Below are 18957 nucleotides of genomic sequence, written 5' to 3' on the forward strand. Positions count from 1 at the left end.
GAGTCCTTATCTACGTCATTGATTCTAACTTATAAGACGCGTAATTCGCTTCTTCTTCCACGACAACCTGTAATATCCGTATTGCAGGAGCAAACTCACAATAAACGCAGCTGGATACCCAACCCATATTCCTTTTATTCCAAGGCTCGTATGATACGACAGAAAATAGGCTACCGGAACTTCTACAAGCCAAATTGAAATAACCGCAAAAATAGTCGGCCATAATACAGTTCCGCTCGCTCTCATTGTTGCCCCAATAATTTGCGCATGACCAAAAATTAAGTAACTCCATAATGTAATCATAATGAGACTATGTGCAATATCAATGGTATTCTGACTCGTTAAAAAGAGCGCTAAAATTTGTTTTGAGAACAAATAAATAAAAGAGATTAATATTCCACCAATTACATAGTTCATAACAAGTCCTGCTCGAATTACTTTTTGCAGGCGATCAAATTGATTTGCTCCAATGGACTGCGCTGCAAATATGGAAACAGTAATCCCAAGGCTCACTGCTGGCATCTGTACATAACTTGCCACTTGGTTCACTACTCCATACGCTGCCGTTGCACCTGACCCAAAACGATTTACAAACGAAATAACGGCAATCTCTGATAATGAAACGAGTATCATATTAATACTTGCTGGAATGCCAAGACGTAATAATAGTTTTAACAACTCCCCATCCATGCGAAGATACTTTCGAACTGTTGCATCAAATTGTAATGGATGTTTCGTTTTTCTTAAATACACTAACAGAATAATAAATGTAACAATTGTTGATATAACAGAAGCATATGCTGCGCCGTACACACCGAGTTTCGGCAGGCCGAACCAACCAAATATAAGAATAGGTAAAAATATCATATTTAGTCCTGTACTCACAATTAAAAAATAAAATGGTGTTTTAGAATCCCCTGCTCCGCGCATAAATGTTGTATATGCAAAATACAAAAATAGCACTGGCATGGAAATAAATAAAATTCGTGCATAATGAACACTTATATCAATAATATTTTCCGGCGTACCAACAAGTCGCATAATATCCATTGCGAACATACTACCCACTACTGCTAAAATTGCTCCAAGTACAAACGTAAATGTCAACGTTGTACCGACAATGGCCTTTAAGCGCTCTTCATTACGAGCCCCAAAAGCCTGACCAATTAAAATCGAGCTACCAGAACCAATCCCAATTACAAATGAAATAAGTAGAAAAAATAACGGAAAGAAAGCCGAAATAGCAGCTAATTCAATCATACCAAGCCAACGCCCTACCACTACCATACCAAACAACTGTCCAAGTGACTGCAATACATTACTTAACAGTAAAGGAATAAGAAACATAGCCATAGAACGCCATATTGGTTTACTTTCTGTTCCTTCTTCAGTTATTTTCAAGTTTCATAACCCCTTTTATCGAGAGATTTCGCGGTTATATCCTCGCTCTCCATATGGCTGCAATTTCTCTAACCACTTCTCTTCTAGTTTCTTTAATTCTTCTTTTTCATTAAAATATCCCGTTTCTTTCTTTTTCAACACTTCTAATATTTCAAACTCAAAAGCATCTGTCCCGTATTCCTTCCAATCATCTTGCAATGCCTTATTCGTATGAGAACCCATATTAAGTAAAAGTCGTCTTCCACTCATCGTTTTTAAATCCCTTGTACTCTCTACATACACTTTTTCGTTCTTTGTATTTCTAATACAATAAATACCCGCTTCTGTTTTTGTTTCTTTATACATTTGTTTTAATTCTTTTTTTCTATTCAATTTCCTTTCTCCTTTCAACTTCATCTATATATATCCATTTTATTTTTTCGACATCTTTGTCTAGCTCTGCCCCCTCTTGTTCTGAGCGAGCCGCTTCCGCTTTTCTTTGTAAGTCGCTGCTATGCAGAATACACCATGACCGCTACTTGCTTTCTCCTTTTGTTTTAAACCTGGCATGTGGTAGAAAAAGGCCCTGACCGCTTCTATTCACGACCAGATGCTCTCGCCCACCTAAAAAAAACAGGGTTTTTATATTGATTTTTAAATTTGCATTTATATTATTCTCTATAATTTCACCCAGTACTGATCTCCATCTGCTGTTCTATCGAGGAAACCATATTCAATTAAATACCTTCTTAACGTGACATAATCAGGGTATACATTTTCTAAAATCTCATTAACTTCTTTTTCTGTATATTTTTGATTACTATCAAACTTTGTGACTAAATGTTTCAAAATAATGAGCTTTCGCTTTTGTTTCTTCGGAAATGTAGAGAGCGGTCCGTCTAATCCTTCTGTAAAATGCAATTTTAAAACTTCTTCACTCTCTGCTTCTGTAATGTCATACCGCTGGTCAACCATCGTAGCTGTACGATGAATAGGGAGAATTTTAGGTTGATTCGTTGCTTTTTCTTCTGACAGTTCCATAAGCGCAAGAAACACTTTTGCTTGTTTCATCTTCTCCCTTAATGTAAAACGATGGTTCCGAATAGTTGAAGTGCTTCCACCGTCCATTTCCTTCACAATTTCTTTATCGTTTAAACCCATATGAAAGAACTGTATCATCTTCTTCTGTAAATCTGTTAAACCTGTTAACTTCTTATCTAACCCTAATAAATAGTCGAACATAGAAATATGTTCGTTTGCGATATGAAGTTGTGTAAATTTCTCCGCTTCATAAAAAACGTTCTGTTCTTGATAAATAATACCTTTCATAAATTTTTCTCCGCAAGCTAAACAAACGTATTCTTCAGTGTCTTTCTCAAATACATATCCTTTTTTCAATTCATCAACCGTGGCATTCCAAAACCATTCTGAAATATCATTCATGCTAAACAATCCCCTAAAAAGTTTATTTTAAAAACAAACAAATTATGATTTAGTTTATTTTTATTTATAATATCATAACAAAAACAAACATTCCAACATATCGTTTGCCTATCTTCAAACAAAATTAAATAATGTTTATGTTTCATAAAAATCAAAAGGGAATTTTATGCCTTTCAATAAAACAACATTTCTATCAATGTGGTCTTATTCTCCCCAGTAACTGAAGAAGCAACTACAACTTTTGCTTACATACAACAAATAGGACTAGCTACCATACTAGTCCTATTGTTCATTATCACTATTAAACTTTTATTTTTTCGATTTCATCCCTGCCGGTGCAATTGTAATAGATGCAGTGTTTTCTCCTCTTTACTCCCTTTATGTTCAATACGCTTTGCCACGATTCCATCTTTCATAAACAAAATACAATCCCCTATCTCCGCCGCCACGTCCATCATATGTGTGGAAAAAATAACAATTGTCCCATTCTTCTTGATGTCCTGTAAAACCTCGACGAATGCATTGACCCAAAATGGATCCAAACCATTTGTCGGTTCATCTAATAATAATAGTTTCGGTTTCCCTAACAACGCTTGTCCAAATACTAAGCGTTGCCGCATTCCCTTCGATAAATGTTTTACAAGTTCATTCCTCTTTTCAATCAGACCGATTTTTTCTAAAATCTCTTGTATTTGTTTTTGACTTACCTTTCGTAACACACCATAAAAAGAAAGAAATTCGTGCACAGTCATCATTTCCTGCGCATGGAAGTCATCTGGCATATATCCAATTTGCGACACGTATGCATTCCTGTTTTCATGGAGAGCAATACCGTTTAATACAATTGTACCTGCTGTCGGTTTTAAAATACCTGCCAATATATGAAGAAGTGTACTTTTTCCTGCACCGTTTCCGCCGCATAGTACGATACAAGTTCCCGCATCTACTTGAAGTGAAAAGTGAGAAAGTGCTTGTTTTGTCTTATATTCTTTTGAAACCTCTGTAACTTGTAAAAGTGTCATTGCATTTTTCTCCTTTCTAACTTCCATGCAGAGAGAGTAAAGCCAAAAACCATATATATCAGTGTATATAAAATGAGAACTCCCCACGCCGCCTCAGATTGTAAGAAAGTAATAAGAGTATCGTATGCTTGTCCAAATATTGCACCACCACCTAATTGAACAACAAATACGATGCGAAGCAGTTCAGCAGGATTAACAAACAAAGCTACTTTTAGGAACACAGCAATCATTGGATACGGAACAAAGCTAAGAACAGCAATAAGTGCAGTAGGCCAAATCATAATTAAGAAAAACCAAACCCCAACAGATATTGTTAGCGCCTGCCATCTTGTTACGACAAAAGAACCTACCACGAAACCGATTATTAGAAAGAAAAGCATTAATACTATTGAGAATATATAAAGAGCTAGCACCCATTTAATAGATAATGCACTTCCACTAATGAGACCAATTATAAGACTTATACCATAACTAAGTGTAAAAATAATGAGCTGCGCTGTAAATTGCCCGAATGCTTTTCCCATTACATAAGCAACACTAGAAATGGGATACGTACTTAATAACCGCCACTGTCCGTTTTCCATTTCATTTGCAATAGAAAAAGAACTGATAATAAGCATAAATAACGGTATAATATACAGCACTAAATTCACCATTGTACCTGTCATATTTGTGTATCCTGTTATAGTAGGTGTATTTCGCTCCAATAAAAATAGTAAAGACAAAACGCTCGTCCAAAGAATGACAAATGTATAAGATGAACGTTGTCTTATCGTGATTCGCCACTCAGATTGCCAAATGTGCCACATAATATCCCTCTTTCCATAATGTGAAACTTCCATCAGTGGAGTCTCCCACTGATGGTTAATTGAACCAATCGGGCGCATGCCAGCAGTTAGCCCCCACCTATTTTCTTCTCTCTCAATCTTAAAGTGGGGCTAACTCCCTCTTATTGCAGGATAAAAAAGGACAACCGGAACGGTTGTCCTTTTTTATTAATGAGAATGATTCATATCCTTTTTCTTTGCATTCTCTTCTTTTATTTTCATCATCATATCCATGTTCTTTTTCCATTCATGCTTTTCCAAATCTTTTGCTTCTAACACTTCACCTTTATTTTTAGAGACAAAGCTTTCTGCATCTTTTTTATCTTTGAAAGAAATCACATTATAAGCCATCGGTGTTTTAATATCTTTGTCATAAACATAAGTCGCTTTCTCTACTTCAACCCACTCTTTTGTATTGTAATCACGTACAAATTTTGCCTGCAACTTTTCGTTCTTGTTTTTATTCATCCATTTGTACATACAACCAAGATCATCAAATTTTAATGATTTACCGTTTTCAAGAATTACTTCTGTTCCAAACTGATCGTTCGTCACAGCCATATTACAGTTGGCACATTTATCAGTTTTCTCGTCAATTGATACTGGCTTAACTTCCTTTTTCCCGCAGCCAACTACTGTCAATAAAAGAGCTGCAACTATTGTAATAAACAAACCTTTCCATTTCATCTTCTTTTCCTCCCAATTTTAAATAAAGTAATACTTATTGCTAACATACTCATACTGATTATTCCGATTTGCATCTTAAATGAAGAATTGTTTTCTTCCTTTTCCCCTCTAATTGTCATCCTAGGTTCATAATCAGTTAAAACTTGATTTTCAGGACTTTTTAACAATGCTTGGAGTACAAGCATACCAGGTGCTTGGAAAAACAACTGATATTCGGGGACTTCATTTGTTAGTGTTAGAAAAAATGGATCTGCTCTGTGCGGAATGCTGCTAATACCATTTCCCTTTGTATCCAGTTTCAAGGATGCGTCCCAATAATTATGTATAATTTTGTTTTCAGTGCTGTTTATCGCTTGAGACTCATTTACATTTCCAATAAAGACATTGTCAGACACATTATTTTCATTAGCATTTTTAAATTGCATGCCAATAAAATTCCCATTTACTTCATTATCTGAAATACGGTTGTTATTTGCATTTTCCACATACATTCCAACACGATTATAAGAAATTCGATTGCCAATCGCTTCTGTTTTCTCTGCATCATACAGCAATAAACCCTGTGCATTAACATTACGATTATTGAAAGTTAACTCGTTCCTTTTAATTTTTGTCTCTTTTGTTCCCATCACCATGGCACCTGTAATATTGTTGTGAGACTTGTTATCCTGTACGGTTATGTGATTAGAAAACATAATATGTATGCCATAACGAGAATTTCCGATAGCATTGCGAGTTATTCGATTAAAATGGCTATTTTCAATATAAATGCCATCTCTTACTCTATCAATCTCGACTCCTTGAATCATATTGTTATTTGATTCCCATAAGTCGATTCCGTTTCCTTTCGAATTCCCTTTAATAAAACCACCTTCTACAACCGTATCATTTGTCTCGTTAAATTTAATCCCGAACTGCTTTGTGTAGATTTGAAGATTATTCAACCTATGATTCTTACCAGTAACACGAATAGCCTCCGTGTCTGCTCTACTGCTGCATTGTTCTACCTTTATATGCTTCAGGGTGATAGATTGTCCTTTTACCGTAATAACAGGTTCTTTACTACAAGAACGAACAGTGACTTCCCCTGTCCCTTCTAAAGTAACAGGCTTTGAAAGAACGAGTGTCTCGTTATAGACACCACTCGGTATTTTTACAATTCCATATTCAGGAGCAGCGTTAATTTGAGATTGTAACGTATCCTGTGCATAAGTATGGAATGAAAAACTTAAAAAAATTATACAAAAGAGAAAAAAAACTCGAGTTATTTTCATATGGCAATCTCCTCTAAATCAAGTCGACCTATATGAAGGATAACAAACAATTGTGTGGAATTTGTGAAGTAATTTTGTATGATTTGGAAAATAATATTTTTTCACTATAAAGTGCAACTTAGTTAAATCGATAAGTGGATTCTATATATAGAAAGAAAAATAAGAGCAAATGTTGTTAATAAAGAATATAAGCCATAAATAATAACAACATTTTTCAAGAGAAAATATAGAGTATATACCCCATTTTAAACTTAATATATGAATTATAAGGTACATTTTCTCTCTTTATTACATAATCTATCAGTGAATTCTATTAAAGGAGGGAAAATGATGGCTTGTACAAAAGAGAATGTTTGTTTTGATATATGTCTTACAATTACCATTACACCAGGTAGTGAAACTGAAGTAGTTGTGGATTGTGCTGATGCATGTGGGACAAGTCCTACAATCGAAGTAAAAGCAGATGGATCTGTCGTAATTACGTTACCTTTAACTGCTTGTTTCTCTATCACGTTAAATGATGATTTTAGTGTTAACTCTGAACTTACTGGTTTGTTTTTTCGCGTCTATTAAAAACACGAATTGCTTGCAGAGATTAATAAAATGCATCAAAAAGTTGTTTCATTATTTATTTAAAACTTAAGGAAAATATAATCTTATATTGCCCCCAAATTAGTAATAGATTCAAAATACAACTTTATTCTTTCTTTCCTTCTAATCTCCGTTTATAACGGAGATTTTTTTATTCCGCTATTCGTGGGCAGTAAGATCCATACTAATGGAAATTTCATTTTATCTTTTCTAAACTACTTACATGATGGAAAAACCGCTTAGTATTTTCAAAAAACATACTTCTAAAATTCTGCCAATCCAACTCAGGAAAAGAAACAATTATGAAACTGATTCATATATATAATCCCTTTATAAAGTGAAACTTTAATCAATCCTCACCAATCGGGCGCATGCCAGCCGTTTATCTCCCACCGAACATTCTAGCCACTGGAGCTGGACAATGCTTTCGCTGAATTTTGAGGTGGGAGTATTACTGCCCAAAAATAGCGGGATAAACTAAAAGAATAGGATCCTCACTTGAGAACCCTACCTTTTATAAAGTATTTCATTCCTTCGGCTCAATCATTTTCTTCGGATCTACAATTTCATCAAATTGTTCTTCTGTTAACAAACCTGATTGCAGTGCCGCTTCTTTTAGTGTTAATCCCTCTTTATGTGCATGCTTGGCAATGTTTGCTGCATTTTCATAACCGATGTGCGGATTTAACGCTGTTACAAGCATTAACGAGTTATTTAAGTGCTGTCTGGTAATTTCTTCATTTGCTTCAATACCTACTGCACATTTATCATTAAATGAAACAAGCGCATCTGCTAATAATCTAGCAGATTGTAAGAAATTATAAGCAATGACTGGCTTAAAGACATTTAACTCAAAGTTTCCTTGACTTGCCGCAAAGCCGATTGTTGCATCATTTCCCATGACCTGTGCTGCAACCATCGTTAAAGCTTCACTTTGCGTTGGATTTACTTTTCCTGGCATAATAGAGCTCCCTGGCTCATTGACTGGAATCGTAATTTCCCCAAGGCCGCTACGCGGTCCGCTTGCAAGCCAGCGGACATCGTTTGCAATTTTCATTACATCCGCTGCTAACGCTTTTAATGCCCCGTGCGTATAAACAACTTCGTCATGACTTGTTAACGCATGAAATTTATTTAGTGCTGATACAAAATGTTTTCCTGTGAAATTACTAATTTCTTCTGCAACCATATCACCGAATTTTGGGTGGGCATTAATCCCTGTTCCAACCGCAGTACCACCAATTGCAAGCTCTTTCATATATGTACTACTTTCTATAATCATCCGCTCTGTCTTTTCAAGCATACGATGCCAGCCACTCACTTCTTGACCTAACGTTAACGGCGTTGCATCCTGCAAATGAGTACGACCAATTTTAATTATATGAGAGAACTCGTTTACTTTTTCTTTTAACGTGCCTTTTAATTTTTCTACTGCTGGTAATACTTGCTCTTCTACAGCTATCACGCACGCAATATGAAGTGCTGTTGGAAATGTATCATTTGAGCTTTGAGACATATTTACATCATCGTTTGGATGAATATGTAGATCAAGCTCTTTTTCTCTTAAAATTTGATTTCCACGGTTAGCAATCACTTCATTCACATTCATATTAGATTGTGTACCACTTCCTGTCTGCCAAACAACAAGCGGAAAATGCTCATCCCATTTTCCCGATAAAATTTCATCAACTGCCTCTACAATTGCATTTGCCTTTTCGTCTGCTAGCTTCCCTAACTTTTGATTACTAATCGCTGCACTTTTCTTTAAAATTGCAAATGCCCGAACAATTTCAAGCGGCATACACTCTGTTCCAATTGGAAAGTTCTCCTTACTACGCTGCGTTTGTGCTGCCCATAATTTATCAGCTGGAACTTTCATTTCTCCTAATGTATCTCTTTCAATTCTGTACTCCATATTTTCATCCCCTTAGAATTAAATACCTTCTCTTTCATTTTACTGAAAACACTAAAAATAATAAATATTACCACTAAAAATGAAAGTCATCTATTGAATGATGATTTTGATAATATAAATTACTGCACAAAGATATTAAATTAGCCCATAAAAACAAAAAATCATCCCCGCTATAAGCGAAAGGATGATTTTTTCATACTATGATACTTGCTTTTCTTTCTCTACATCATTTACATACCAAATAAATTTACCTGTATATCCGTAAATAACAGCAAGCGCTAATGATACAAAGCTCAGCCACATAAATGGCAGATAAGATAACGTCGAAACGCCTAGAATACCCGCCATAAAAATACCGTTATCAGACCATGGAACCATTCCTGATGTGAGCGTTCCACCGACTTCTGAGTTACGAGCTAAAATGCGGCGATCTAATTTTAATTTATCGTAGCTTTCTTCCATAATTTTTGGCGTTAAAATTAATGATACATACATGGCGCAGCCAAATACGTTTGCTAAAAATGCAACAATTAAAGTCGAAAGTGTTACATTACCTGCAGATGTTAATTTTTTCTCAAACTTCGAAACAATAACTTTCAAAACGCCAAGCTTTTCTAGTAAACCACCAAAACCAAGTCCGAAAATAATAACAGCAACTGAGCTGAGCATTCCTTCAATTCCGCCGCGATTTAATAACTTATCAATGAAATCGATACCAGAATCAATAGAAAATCCTTTGTAAGCTGTGCCAATCGCTTCTCCAAAAGGCATGCCTTGGAACACAGCTGCCCAGATGGCACCAAGAAGAGCACCCATTGCAATTGTAGGCATAGATGGACGTTTCATCGCTAACAGTATAATGACAACGACCGCTGGAACGAGCATCCAAATGTGAATATCAAATTGTTTTAGTAAAGATGCCTTTAGGAAATCTACTTTTTCTAAATCTACATTTTTCCCGCCATATATCCAGCCGGCAACTGTAAACATAATACCGGTAATAATATAAGCTGGAATATCTAAATACAACATAGCACGAACGTGCGCAATAACATCTACTTTCGCCATAGAAGCTGCAAGTACGGTGCTATCAGATAATGGTGATAATTTATCTCCAAAATATGCACCAGATAGAACTGCACCAGCTACAAGAGGAAGTGGTAATCCAAGTCCTTCCCCGATTGCCATCATGGCAATACCAGCTGTACCTACCGTCCCCCAAGAAGTACCTGTTGCGATAGATGTAATCGAACAAATAATTAATGTCGCTAATAGAAAGATACTTGGGTGAATAAATTCTAAACCATAATAAATAAGTGTTGGCACAACACCACCAGCAATCCAAGTTCCAATAAGAGAACCAACCGCTACTAATATTAAAATTGCTTCAAGTCCATTCGAAATTCCTTTTGTAATTGCATCTTGTAATTCTTGATAACGAAACCCAAGTCTTAATCCAAGCGCAATGACAAGAAACCATGAAATAAATAACGCAAGCTGAATCGGTAAATCAAAAATTGTCTGAAATGAAAAGACAACGCCTAAAAATAACAACAAAAGAATGATGATTTCGATCATCGATGGTAATCTTACACTTTTCAAATTTCTTCTCTCCTTATGAAGCAATAACATGATGCATGTCGTTTAGTTATTTTTACATAAACATAACTAGATAAAACATAAATATTCACATTATTCCGATTTGTTTTTTTAGTATAATAAATACACGACCTTTTTATTTTAAAAGTACAACCTGTATTTCGCAATGCTAATTTTTAAAAATTACATTATTTTTTCATATCTCATCATATTCAATCCGAGTCATAAAAAAAAAAGCTATTTTAAAATTGATAAAAATAGCTTCTTTTTGTATTCTCAACTTTTAAAGATTTGTATGATGTATTTAATCAAATCAACTTAGATAATAAGTAATCGAAAACGTTATTTATAACAACATCGATTCAATCAATTTCATAAGTTGCTGTTTTGTTTGGCTTAAATAGTTTCTTTTTTTAGAAGAAATTACTAATCCTATAGGCATTTTAGGATCAAATCCCTCAACCTTAAATGATATTGAATTTTGTTTTAAAATAGTTCCCTTAGGGATTATACCTATCGCATCCCCAAAAACCATTTGTGGAATAAGATGCAGGGCACTACAATTATAGACTCTTTTAAAAGATAAATTGTTCTCTGATAAAAAAGCATTCACAGATTGATAATAATAACAACTATTCTCTCCAACCAAAATGGGATAATTAATAATATCAGATATTTCAACTAATTCTTTTGATAATACTGGATGATTTGGATTACTTACTATAAATTCGATTTGTTCTTTGCAAAGTGGAGTAAAATTTACATTGGAAATATTTTTGTTGTTTCCACAAACGGCAAAATCAATCTTATTTTGATCGATCATTTGTGATAAAAGCGCTGTATTTCCCACGACAAAATCACAATGTATGTATGGTTTCTTATCGTTTAAATATTTTAATATAGGTGGAATTAATTTTTCTGCAACTGATTCCAATAATCCTATTCTTAAATCCCCCTTCTCTTCATTACTTATGCGCTGCGCTTGAGATACAGAATAATCCCAATGCATTAATAAGTTATCTACTTCCTCAGCAAATAATACACCTTCATCTGTTAATCGAGCATCCCACCCTCGTTCAAATAAAAGAAAGCCAAGCTCATTTTCTAATTTTTTTATATGTGTTGTTACCGTTGATTGAGCATAGTTTAATTTTTTAGCTGCAAGTGAAAAAGTTCCTTCTTCAATAATCTTTTTAAATGTATTTAACTCTTTTATTTCCAATTTTACACCTAATCTCTATCGATTTTATTGATAATAATATTATTTATTTTCAATTATACAAATCAACATTCCAGAAGTACAATAAAGTTGTCAGGAAGGAAGTGAAAATATGCCGTTTGTTAATGTTTATTATCCAGAAGGGCAATTGAATAAAGAAGAGTTAAAAAAGGTGAGCAATTGTATTCATCATTCATTAATTGAACATTTTAAAATTCCCAAAAATGATTACTTTCACATGTTTTTACCTTACCAATCTAATCAGTTTTTTTACGACCCGTATTATCTCTTAGAAGGAGAGCAAAAGAGAACAGATAAAATACTACACGTTTCTATTACATGTGGACCAGGAAGAACAATAAATCAAAAAAGAGATTTGTATCAATCCATCGCGGAAGCTTTTTATAATCATTTAAACATCTCTACAACTGATGTTTTTATTACATTAAACGAGACATCTGCTGAAAACTGGTCATTTGGTCAAGGAATAGCACAAATGGTTACTATGAAGGAGGAAAAAAATAGTGAATGATCGTATCGAATCCAATATACCAAAGGAAATGCGAGATATTGCTCCTGATTTTGTTGATTACGGTGAAAATATATTATTTGAAAAAGTATGGAGAGATCCAACATTAACATCAAAAGAAAGAAGTTTAATTACCCTTTCCGCTCTAATTAGTATTGGCAATACTGAACAACTACCATTTCATCTACAATTAGCTAAAAAGAATGGAATTAACGAAAAGGAGATTATTGCTTTGATAACACATATGGCTTTTTATGTTGGATGGCCCAAAGCAACTACAGCGATAAATAAAATACTGAGTTAAAAATAACAATATAGTATTTCTTAAGGCATCTATATTAACAGCCAAAGAAATAATCAACTTTTTTATAAAACCAAAAATCTAATTTCAAAAATGAAAACCATTTTGACTAAGCTTTTTCAAAATGGCTTCTTTTTATTTGGTTGTATCATCCAGTTTTGAGAAACACTTTAAATCAAACCTGATTATAAAGCTACACCTTTATATTTTTAAAAATAGGCTGTTTTCCCTTAGGAATTGTATAATTTGTCTTTGGTGGTGGTTATCGTGGTCTGTAAATTCCTTAACAATATATATAAGTGAATAAGGCGTTCCTGTATGTGGACAATGAGTTACACCGTTTGCAGTTAATGGCTTTTTTAGCTTTTCGATTGGCAGTTCATTAAGTTCTTTTACAAGTAGTTCCCTTGTATCTTTTGCTTCTTCAAGAAGTTTTGATTGTGATATGCCTGATTTTGCGTAGTTTGATGCCTTTTGATTATGTATACCAAAATCGGGAAACTCCATTCCCTTTTCATTTTGTACAGATGGGAGGATTTCTGTTAATAGATAATTATCCCAATTCATAATATGTGCTATTATCTCACTTACAGACCATTTACCATCGGCTATCGGTTTAAACCATAAAGTTTCATCGACTTCTTCTAAAGTGATTAGCCAAGATGAATAATGATTAAAATGACGAATTATACTTTTTACCTCACTCAAATTAATCCCTCTTTTCTAAATTAAGTTAATATAATCATAACATAAAACTCACACACAACAAACATATGTTCTTTTTTGTTTTTAATTACAAAACAACAATCTTTGAGAAAACAACCTAAAAATAAAATGAAATGACTTTATTATGTGCACATCTTCTTCACTTCTCTCTCATTCTTAAATGGGATTTTACTGCCCGCAAAGAACGAGATAAAATTCCCAATAAAAAAACTGCTGAGAATCTTTTCTCAACAGTTTTTTTATCCAACAATTCTTTCTTTTTGCTGTTCTTTTTTCTCTGAGAGTAACGCATACGGTGTACACATGTACGTCATCGCAACTGGATCATACACAACACGTGCTTTCACACCAAACACTGTTTCAAACAATTCATCATTTAAAATATCACTTGGTGCTCCTTCCATTACTTTATCTCCATCTTTAATCGCAACAATGTGATGCGCATATTTAGCCGCATGATTTAAATCATGTACAACCATAACAACCGTTCGATTTTCTTCTTCATTTAACTTTCTCAATAACTCTAATATTTCTAACTGGTGGGCCATATCTAAATACGTTGTCGGTTCATCTAGTAATAATAACTCTGTATCTTGCGCAAGTGCCATCGCAATCCAAACACGCTGACGCTGTCCACCTGAAAGTTCATCTAATGTACGATCTGTAAATTGATGCATTCCCGTTACTTCAAGCGCCCAGTTTACCATTTCATGGTCTTTCTCCGTTCGCTTTCCCAGTAAGCGTTGGTGCGGATAACGACCATGCCAAACGAGACCTTCTACTGTTAATCCTTCGGGTGCCGTCGGTGATTGTGGTAAAATTGCCAGTTTCTTTGATACTTCTTTTGTTGGCATCATATGAATCGCTTTACCATCTAAATATACGTGACCTTTAGTTGGTTGCAGCAATCGTGCTAGCGATTTTAAAATCGTTGACTTCCCGCATCCATTTCGGCCAACTAGTGCCGTAATTTTTCCTTCTGGAATATGTAAATCAAGATGATTAATAATGGTTTGATTTCCGTACGTAAGCTCCAACTGTTCCGTATGTAAACTTGTCATCTTGTTCACTCCTTATTTGTTATTTGTCCCGCTATTCGCGGGCTAACCATCAGTGGGAGATGAAAAAAACTCTCCACTGATGGAAGTTTCACTTTATAGGAGACTATGTTCCTTTTCTAATCACGAGTAAATATATAAAATACGGTGCGCCAATAAGTGCTGTTATAATACCAGCTGGTATTTCAATTGGCGGAATTATAATTCTCCCCACCATATCTGCACCCGTAACGAGTAATGCACCAAGTAACGCTGAAATTGGCAAGAACAATCTACTGTCTGAACCAATAAGCAGACGCGCCGCATGCGGGATAACAAGCCCTACAAAACTAATTGTCCCTGCTACTGCTACTGAACTTGCAGCTAAGGCAACGGCCACACCGATCAGAACAAGACGAACAGCATTAATACGCATGCCTAAACCTTTTACTGTTTCTTCATTTAATAATAAAAGATTCATTTGCTTATAACTTGCAAATGTAATGACCGCTCCAATGATCGTCCACGGCCATAGCATGTCAACATGTTCCCAAGATCTTGCATATAAACTCCCCTTTAGCCACACAAGTGCTTGTGAGGAATCAACTGCAAATTTCACAATAATAAATGTAATAAGAGCCTGTAAACCCGTAGAAATCGCAACGCCGCATAGTGCAAGACGTTCCGGTTTTACTCCTCCTTTTTGATACGATAATACATACACAAGCAAACTTGCAATCATTGCCCCAGCAAATGCAGCAACTGGAAGCATAATTGCCGGCACACTCGGAAACATAAGGAGCATAATAACAGCCGCTAATCCTCCACCAGCAGAAACTCCAATAATATCAGGTGCTGCAAGTGGATTTCTTGTAACACTTTGTAAAATGGATCCTGATAACGCCATGTTAATTCCAACTAAAATCGCTATGATAAGACGTGGTAAACGATATTTTAAGACAACACCTTCTCCTGTCATCAGTCCTTCTATAATCTCAGCAAATGGCGTTGGTACCGCGCCAAGCCGCAAACTTAGTAAAGAAAGTGCAATTAGCAATATAAGACCTACTATTATAACAATAGTAAACCGGCCAAACTTCTTCATTTAACAGCACCTCTCTTCCTTCTCATTAAATAAATGAAGAACGGTGTACCTAAAAGTGCTGTTATAACGCCAACAGGTGTATCTGCTGGATAAGACACCCATTGCGCTGCAAAATCTGCGATGACAAGAAGATTAGCGCCGAGCAATGCAGAAAATGGTAAAATGATTCGATAATCTTGACCAACTAATTTTCTTGCAATATGCGGAACTATCAGTCCGATAAAACCAATCGGTCCAGCTACCGCAACTGCACTACCGACAAGAAGAACAATTAAAAACGCAAATACTCTCCGAATACGAAGAACATTTACACCAAGTCCACGCGCTGTCTCCTCACCAAGTGATAAAATATTCAATTGATTTGCTAGAAAAAAAACAAGAATTATAACAGGAACTGCTGATACTAACATCATTTTTATATCTTGCCAGTTTGCCCCTGATAACTTTCCGGCCATCCAATATAATATCTCTGTTAGTTGTGTTTCGTATAACAAAATTGCTCCTGTCGTTAATGATCCAAGGAATAGACTCACTGCAATACCAGCAAGTACAAGACGTGAAGGTGTATATTTGCCGCGAAATGCTAATGAATAAATAACGCTTCCTCCTGCTGCGGCCCCGAGAAAAGCTGCTAGTAAAATAACGAAACTCGTATCCTTCTCCCCAAATACTAAAAGGGCAATAACAACAAAACAAGAAGCCCCTTGATTTATTCCCATATTTTCTGGATCAGATAACGGATTTCGTGTAATTCCTTGTAAAAGACACCCAGCAACAGCTAATGCCGCGCCAAGTAAAGCTCCTAACACTACACGTGGTATACGTACTTGCCAAACTGTATAGTAAATTAAATTTTTTGTATCCGTTGCAAATACTTCTGATATGTTATGAAATGATAATCCTTTTACACGAAATAATGCGGAGAAAGCTCCCACCATTACTAATAATAGAAAAAAGAAAATAAATTGCAAAGTAGAAGAAGCATACGGGTTTAACGCCCGTCTGCTTCTAGTTTGTGTATGATACAAAGTCTCCAACTCCTTATTTAGAAGACTGACCTGTTAATGCTGGAAGTGCCTCATCTAAAATTTTATTTGCTGCAATTGGTCCGCGCCCACGTGCCCAAAGATTACGATCAACATCAATTACATGCTTTTCTTTTACTGCTTTTAAGTTATTGTATAGTGGATTATTTTTAAACTTCTCTACATTTTCTCCATATAAGAAGATATAGTCTGGATTGATTTCATTTAGACGTTCCATCGTAATTTTTGCAATTTCTGCTTTACCTTCTGTTTTTTCTTTTTTACCTTCATATACATACTTCACACCAACATCCGTCATTAACGAACCAATAAATGAATCTTTAATCCATACTGAAAACTCATCATCAAAAGCACCAATAACCAGTACTGTTGGATTTCCTTTTACTTTCTCTTTTGCTTTTGAAATTTTATCTTGTAAATCTGTACGAATCTTTTTCGCTTGTTCTTCTTTTCCAACTGCTTTAGCAATGGTATCCATATTTTTCATTACTTCTTCATAACTATTGTCATCAAATGCAATCGTTGGAGCAATACCTTTTAATTCTTTTTGAATCATATTGTGGCGATCTTTACTTGCAATAATTAAATCTGGTTTCACAGACGAAATAACTTCTAAGTTTGGTGCTTTTCGCTCCCCAACATCTTTAACTTTTGATGCTTTATCTTGTAAATATTCTGGAATTTTCGTTTTCCCTACTCCAGCATTTGCAACTGGTGTAACACCTAAATCTACTAATGTATCAATAAATGAAAAGTCAAGAGTTACAATATTTTTTGGTGTTTCTTTTAACTCTGTTTCTCCCCACTCATGTTTAATTTTCACTGATCCTGCTTGACTGTTTGCTTCTGCTTTATCTTCTTTTTTGGCCGTTTCTTTTGCTCCTCCACTGCAACCAGCAAGCGCTCCCACCGCTAATGACATAGCTACAAGTAAAGTACTTATTTTTTTCCTGTTCATTATGTAGTCCCCCATACCAACAATATTGATAATCAATTTCAGTTAATATGATAGCATAATTTTAGAAATTGTCTATTATTTTTCCAAAAAAAATATTTTTTGGAAAAATTCATACACTCAATTCACGAGCAGTAGCCCCTACTGATGGAAGTTTCACTTTATAAAATAAGCGATTTTTGAAGCACCTCATCATACACATATTGTTTTCGTACAAGTGAAGAAACCATACCGCTTTGCAATGCACTATACGCCGGAATAAATGTCATTATATCCCCTATGCTATGCAGTGTACTATCCGTTATATCAACAATTAAATGATCACTACTTCCACCAAGAATTTCAATATTCTTATCAGAAGCTCGTAAACCGCTAATATCAAGATCCTGTCTTCCTATTGCAACAATTGCTCGTAGTCGCTCTCCTTTATCTTCAAAAGACGGAACTTGACCAAACGCATTTCTTCCAATGACTCCCCTTGGCATAGACGGCTTTCTTTTTATTTCAATGATTTCTGCTTCAATTGAAAATACATCTTGGTACATAAAAGGAATACGTTTCCCATATGCTGTTTCTTTTCCTAGAAAAATGGCTTCTCCAATCCGTAAAGAGTTGACACGTCCAATATGTTTTTTTTGCATAATAAGTGGTAACGAACTTGAATTACCTCCTGAAATAAGCCGAAGCTGTGTTCCTATTTTTTTCTCTACTAACTTTGCTAATTGTGTTAATTCTTGCAAAGAACTCTCAGTTGGAATCACACCGCTAAAGCAAGTGAAATTTGCTCCAATACCATCGAGTGCAATTCCAGGTATATTCGATACTCTTTGTGCTGCTTCTACCACTTGATGCGACATCATTCCTTCGCGAAGATCACCTAAATCAACCATTAAAATTACACGATGTATTTTTCCATATGTTCTCGCCGCTCTTCCTAATGCTTCTATAATACATAGTTCAGAATTCAAACTAATATCCGCACAAAGAACCGTTTCTTCTACTTCCGACAAAGCTGGCGTACGAATCAATAAGAGCTCAGCTTCTTTTCCGACAATAGAACGAATGTGATGAAGATGCTGTAATCTAGAATCAGCAAACCTTGTATACTTTGCCTCTTGAAGCGTTTCAATTACCTCTTTCACAGCGCCGACCCCTTTTGTCACTGGAAAACATATCATATTTGAGCGCTCACATAACTGCTTCATCATCATGGCATTATGCTTCAATTTTGAAAGATTTACTTTCATAATAGGCAGCATGTTCATTCCTCCTACTACATAAATACATTTTAATTTTCCAAC

The 18957-nt window shown here is 35.1% G+C and carries 19 protein-coding genes; 3 read left to right on the top strand and 16 right to left on the bottom strand.

The features are described 5' to 3' along the window. Positions 1-24: 24 nt before the first annotated feature. From ACIGHG_RS16515 to ACIGHG_RS16545, 7 genes are all read right to left on the bottom strand, one after another. On the bottom strand, positions 25-1353 hold the full coding sequence (locus tag ACIGHG_RS16515) for an MATE family efflux transporter (RefSeq protein WP_396549557.1): 1329 nt from the start codon (positions 1351-1353) through the stop codon (positions 25-27). Between the two features lie 63 nt (positions 1354-1416). Beyond that, positions 1417-1773: a GIY-YIG nuclease family protein gene (locus tag ACIGHG_RS16520; RefSeq protein ID WP_336471754.1), complete on the bottom strand. Its 357-nt coding sequence runs from the start codon at positions 1771-1773 to the stop codon at positions 1417-1419. A gap of 285 nt (positions 1774-2058) precedes the next feature. Next, positions 2059-2823, bottom strand: coding sequence for a DUF2087 domain-containing protein (locus tag ACIGHG_RS16525; RefSeq protein ID WP_396549468.1), 765 nt, complete (start codon positions 2821-2823; stop codon positions 2059-2061). A gap of 323 nt (positions 2824-3146) precedes the next feature. Next, positions 3147-3845, bottom strand: coding sequence for an ABC transporter ATP-binding protein (locus ACIGHG_RS16530; RefSeq protein ID WP_336471752.1), 699 nt, complete (start codon positions 3843-3845; stop codon positions 3147-3149). Next, positions 3842-4654, bottom strand: coding sequence for an ABC transporter permease (locus tag ACIGHG_RS16535; protein ID WP_396549559.1), 813 nt, complete (start codon positions 4652-4654; stop codon positions 3842-3844). Before ACIGHG_RS16535 ends, ACIGHG_RS16530 begins: the two co-directional genes overlap by 4 nt. 186 nt (positions 4655-4840) lie before the next feature. Beyond that, positions 4841-5359: a nitrous oxide reductase accessory protein NosL gene (locus ACIGHG_RS16540; protein ID WP_090912249.1), complete on the bottom strand. Its 519-nt coding sequence runs from the start codon at positions 5357-5359 to the stop codon at positions 4841-4843. After that, the gene (locus ACIGHG_RS16545) at positions 5356-6633 is read right to left on the bottom strand and encodes a right-handed parallel beta-helix repeat-containing protein (RefSeq protein WP_396549471.1); all 1278 of its coding nucleotides are present in this window, start codon (positions 6631-6633) and stop codon (positions 5356-5358) included. Before ACIGHG_RS16545 ends, ACIGHG_RS16540 begins: the two co-directional genes overlap by 4 nt. 330 nt (positions 6634-6963) lie before the next feature. Between ACIGHG_RS16545 and ACIGHG_RS16550 the strand changes: the two genes are divergently transcribed. Next, positions 6964-7206, top strand: coding sequence for a hypothetical protein (locus tag ACIGHG_RS16550; protein WP_336471821.1), 243 nt, complete (start codon positions 6964-6966; stop codon positions 7204-7206). A 544-nt stretch (positions 7207-7750) separates the two neighbouring features. Here the strand turns inward: ACIGHG_RS16550 and fumC are convergent. The 3 genes from fumC to ACIGHG_RS16565 all read right to left on the bottom strand — a co-directional run bounded on the left by fumC (position 7751) and on the right by ACIGHG_RS16565 (position 11960). Beyond that, positions 7751-9139 (bottom strand): class II fumarate hydratase, encoded by a 1389-nt coding sequence (gene fumC, locus ACIGHG_RS16555; protein WP_336471750.1) that lies wholly within the window; start codon positions 9137-9139, stop codon positions 7751-7753. 198 nt (positions 9140-9337) lie between these two features. Next, entirely contained in the window at positions 9338-10741 is a 1404-nt protein-coding gene (gene nhaC / locus ACIGHG_RS16560; RefSeq protein WP_336471749.1) for a Na+/H+ antiporter NhaC, read from the bottom strand. 343 nt (positions 10742-11084) lie between these two features. Beyond that, the gene (locus ACIGHG_RS16565; RefSeq protein ID WP_336471748.1) at positions 11085-11960 is read right to left on the bottom strand and encodes a LysR family transcriptional regulator; all 876 of its coding nucleotides are present in this window, start codon (positions 11958-11960) and stop codon (positions 11085-11087) included. Between the two features lie 109 nt (positions 11961-12069). On the opposite strand from ACIGHG_RS16565, the gene ACIGHG_RS16570 reads away from it, so the two are divergent. Both ACIGHG_RS16570 and ACIGHG_RS16575 read left to right on the top strand, forming a co-directional pair. Further along, positions 12070-12489 (top strand): tautomerase family protein, encoded by a 420-nt coding sequence (locus tag ACIGHG_RS16570; RefSeq protein ID WP_336471747.1) that lies wholly within the window; start codon positions 12070-12072, stop codon positions 12487-12489. Next, positions 12482-12790 carry a carboxymuconolactone decarboxylase family protein gene (locus tag ACIGHG_RS16575; RefSeq protein WP_090912263.1) on the top strand — a complete coding sequence of 103 codons (309 nt, stop codon included), beginning with the start codon at positions 12482-12484 and terminating at the stop codon, positions 12788-12790. Before ACIGHG_RS16570 ends, ACIGHG_RS16575 begins: the two co-directional genes overlap by 8 nt. A gap of 198 nt (positions 12791-12988) precedes the next feature. On the opposite strand, the gene ACIGHG_RS16580 is transcribed toward ACIGHG_RS16575, so the two are convergent. From ACIGHG_RS16580 to ACIGHG_RS16605, 6 genes are all read right to left on the bottom strand, one after another. Further along, the gene (locus ACIGHG_RS16580; protein ID WP_336471746.1) at positions 12989-13495 is read right to left on the bottom strand and encodes a DinB family protein; all 507 of its coding nucleotides are present in this window, start codon (positions 13493-13495) and stop codon (positions 12989-12991) included. A 257-nt stretch (positions 13496-13752) separates the two neighbouring features. Next, on the bottom strand, positions 13753-14574 hold the full coding sequence (locus ACIGHG_RS16585) for an ABC transporter ATP-binding protein (RefSeq protein WP_336471745.1): 822 nt from the start codon (positions 14572-14574) through the stop codon (positions 13753-13755). A gap of 103 nt (positions 14575-14677) precedes the next feature. Then, entirely contained in the window at positions 14678-15655 is a 978-nt protein-coding gene (locus ACIGHG_RS16590; RefSeq protein WP_396549475.1) for a FecCD family ABC transporter permease, read from the bottom strand. Beyond that, on the bottom strand, positions 15652-16683 hold the full coding sequence (locus ACIGHG_RS16595; RefSeq protein WP_396549477.1) for a FecCD family ABC transporter permease: 1032 nt from the start codon (positions 16681-16683) through the stop codon (positions 15652-15654). The genes ACIGHG_RS16590 and ACIGHG_RS16595 overlap by 4 nt, the downstream gene beginning before the upstream one ends. A 13-nt stretch (positions 16684-16696) precedes the next feature. Further along, a complete protein-coding gene (locus ACIGHG_RS16600) occupies positions 16697-17659 on the bottom strand; it encodes an ABC transporter substrate-binding protein (RefSeq protein WP_396549479.1) in 963 nt (320 codons plus the stop codon). A 158-nt stretch (positions 17660-17817) separates the two neighbouring features. Further along, a complete protein-coding gene (locus tag ACIGHG_RS16605; protein WP_336471741.1) occupies positions 17818-18915 on the bottom strand; it encodes an alanine/ornithine racemase family PLP-dependent enzyme in 1098 nt (365 codons plus the stop codon). Positions 18916-18957: the final 42 nt, after the last annotated feature.

The organism is Bacillus sp. NPDC077411 (genome assembly GCF_044543425.1).
In the GTDB taxonomy this organism is placed as follows: domain Bacteria; phylum Bacillota; class Bacilli; order Bacillales; family Bacillaceae_G; genus Bacillus_A; species Bacillus_A bruguierae.

Coding starts and splice junctions, on each gene's coding strand:
- ACIGHG_RS16585 (WP_336471745.1), bottom strand. CDS start 14,574: ATGACAAGTTTACATACGGAACAGTTGGAGCTTACGTACGGAAATCAA.
- ACIGHG_RS16600 (WP_396549479.1), bottom strand. CDS start 17,659: ATGAACAGGAAAAAAATAAGTACTTTACTTGTAGCTATGTCATTAGCG.
- ACIGHG_RS16515 (WP_396549557.1), bottom strand. CDS start 1,353: ATGGCTATGTTTCTTATTCCTTTACTGTTAAGTAATGTATTGCAGTCA.
- ACIGHG_RS16570 (WP_336471747.1), top strand. CDS start 12,070: ATGCCGTTTGTTAATGTTTATTATCCAGAAGGGCAATTGAATAAAGAA.
- ACIGHG_RS16525 (WP_396549468.1), bottom strand. CDS start 2,823: ATGAATGATATTTCAGAATGGTTTTGGAATGCCACGGTTGATGAATTG.
- ACIGHG_RS16540 (WP_090912249.1), bottom strand. CDS start 5,359: ATGAAATGGAAAGGTTTGTTTATTACAATAGTTGCAGCTCTTTTATTG.
- fumC (WP_336471750.1), bottom strand. CDS start 9,139: ATGGAGTACAGAATTGAAAGAGATACATTAGGAGAAATGAAAGTTCCA.
- ACIGHG_RS16590 (WP_396549475.1), bottom strand. CDS start 15,655: ATGAAGAAGTTTGGCCGGTTTACTATTGTTATAATAGTAGGTCTTATA.
- ACIGHG_RS16545 (WP_396549471.1), bottom strand. CDS start 6,633: ATGAAAATAACTCGAGTTTTTTTTCTCTTTTGTATAATTTTTTTAAGT.
- ACIGHG_RS16605 (WP_336471741.1), bottom strand. CDS start 18,915: ATGCTGCCTATTATGAAAGTAAATCTTTCAAAATTGAAGCATAATGCC.
- ACIGHG_RS16535 (WP_396549559.1), bottom strand. CDS start 4,654: ATGTGGCACATTTGGCAATCTGAGTGGCGAATCACGATAAGACAACGT.
- ACIGHG_RS16530 (WP_336471752.1), bottom strand. CDS start 3,845: ATGACACTTTTACAAGTTACAGAGGTTTCAAAAGAATATAAGACAAAA.
- ACIGHG_RS16550 (WP_336471821.1), top strand. CDS start 6,964: ATGGCTTGTACAAAAGAGAATGTTTGTTTTGATATATGTCTTACAATT.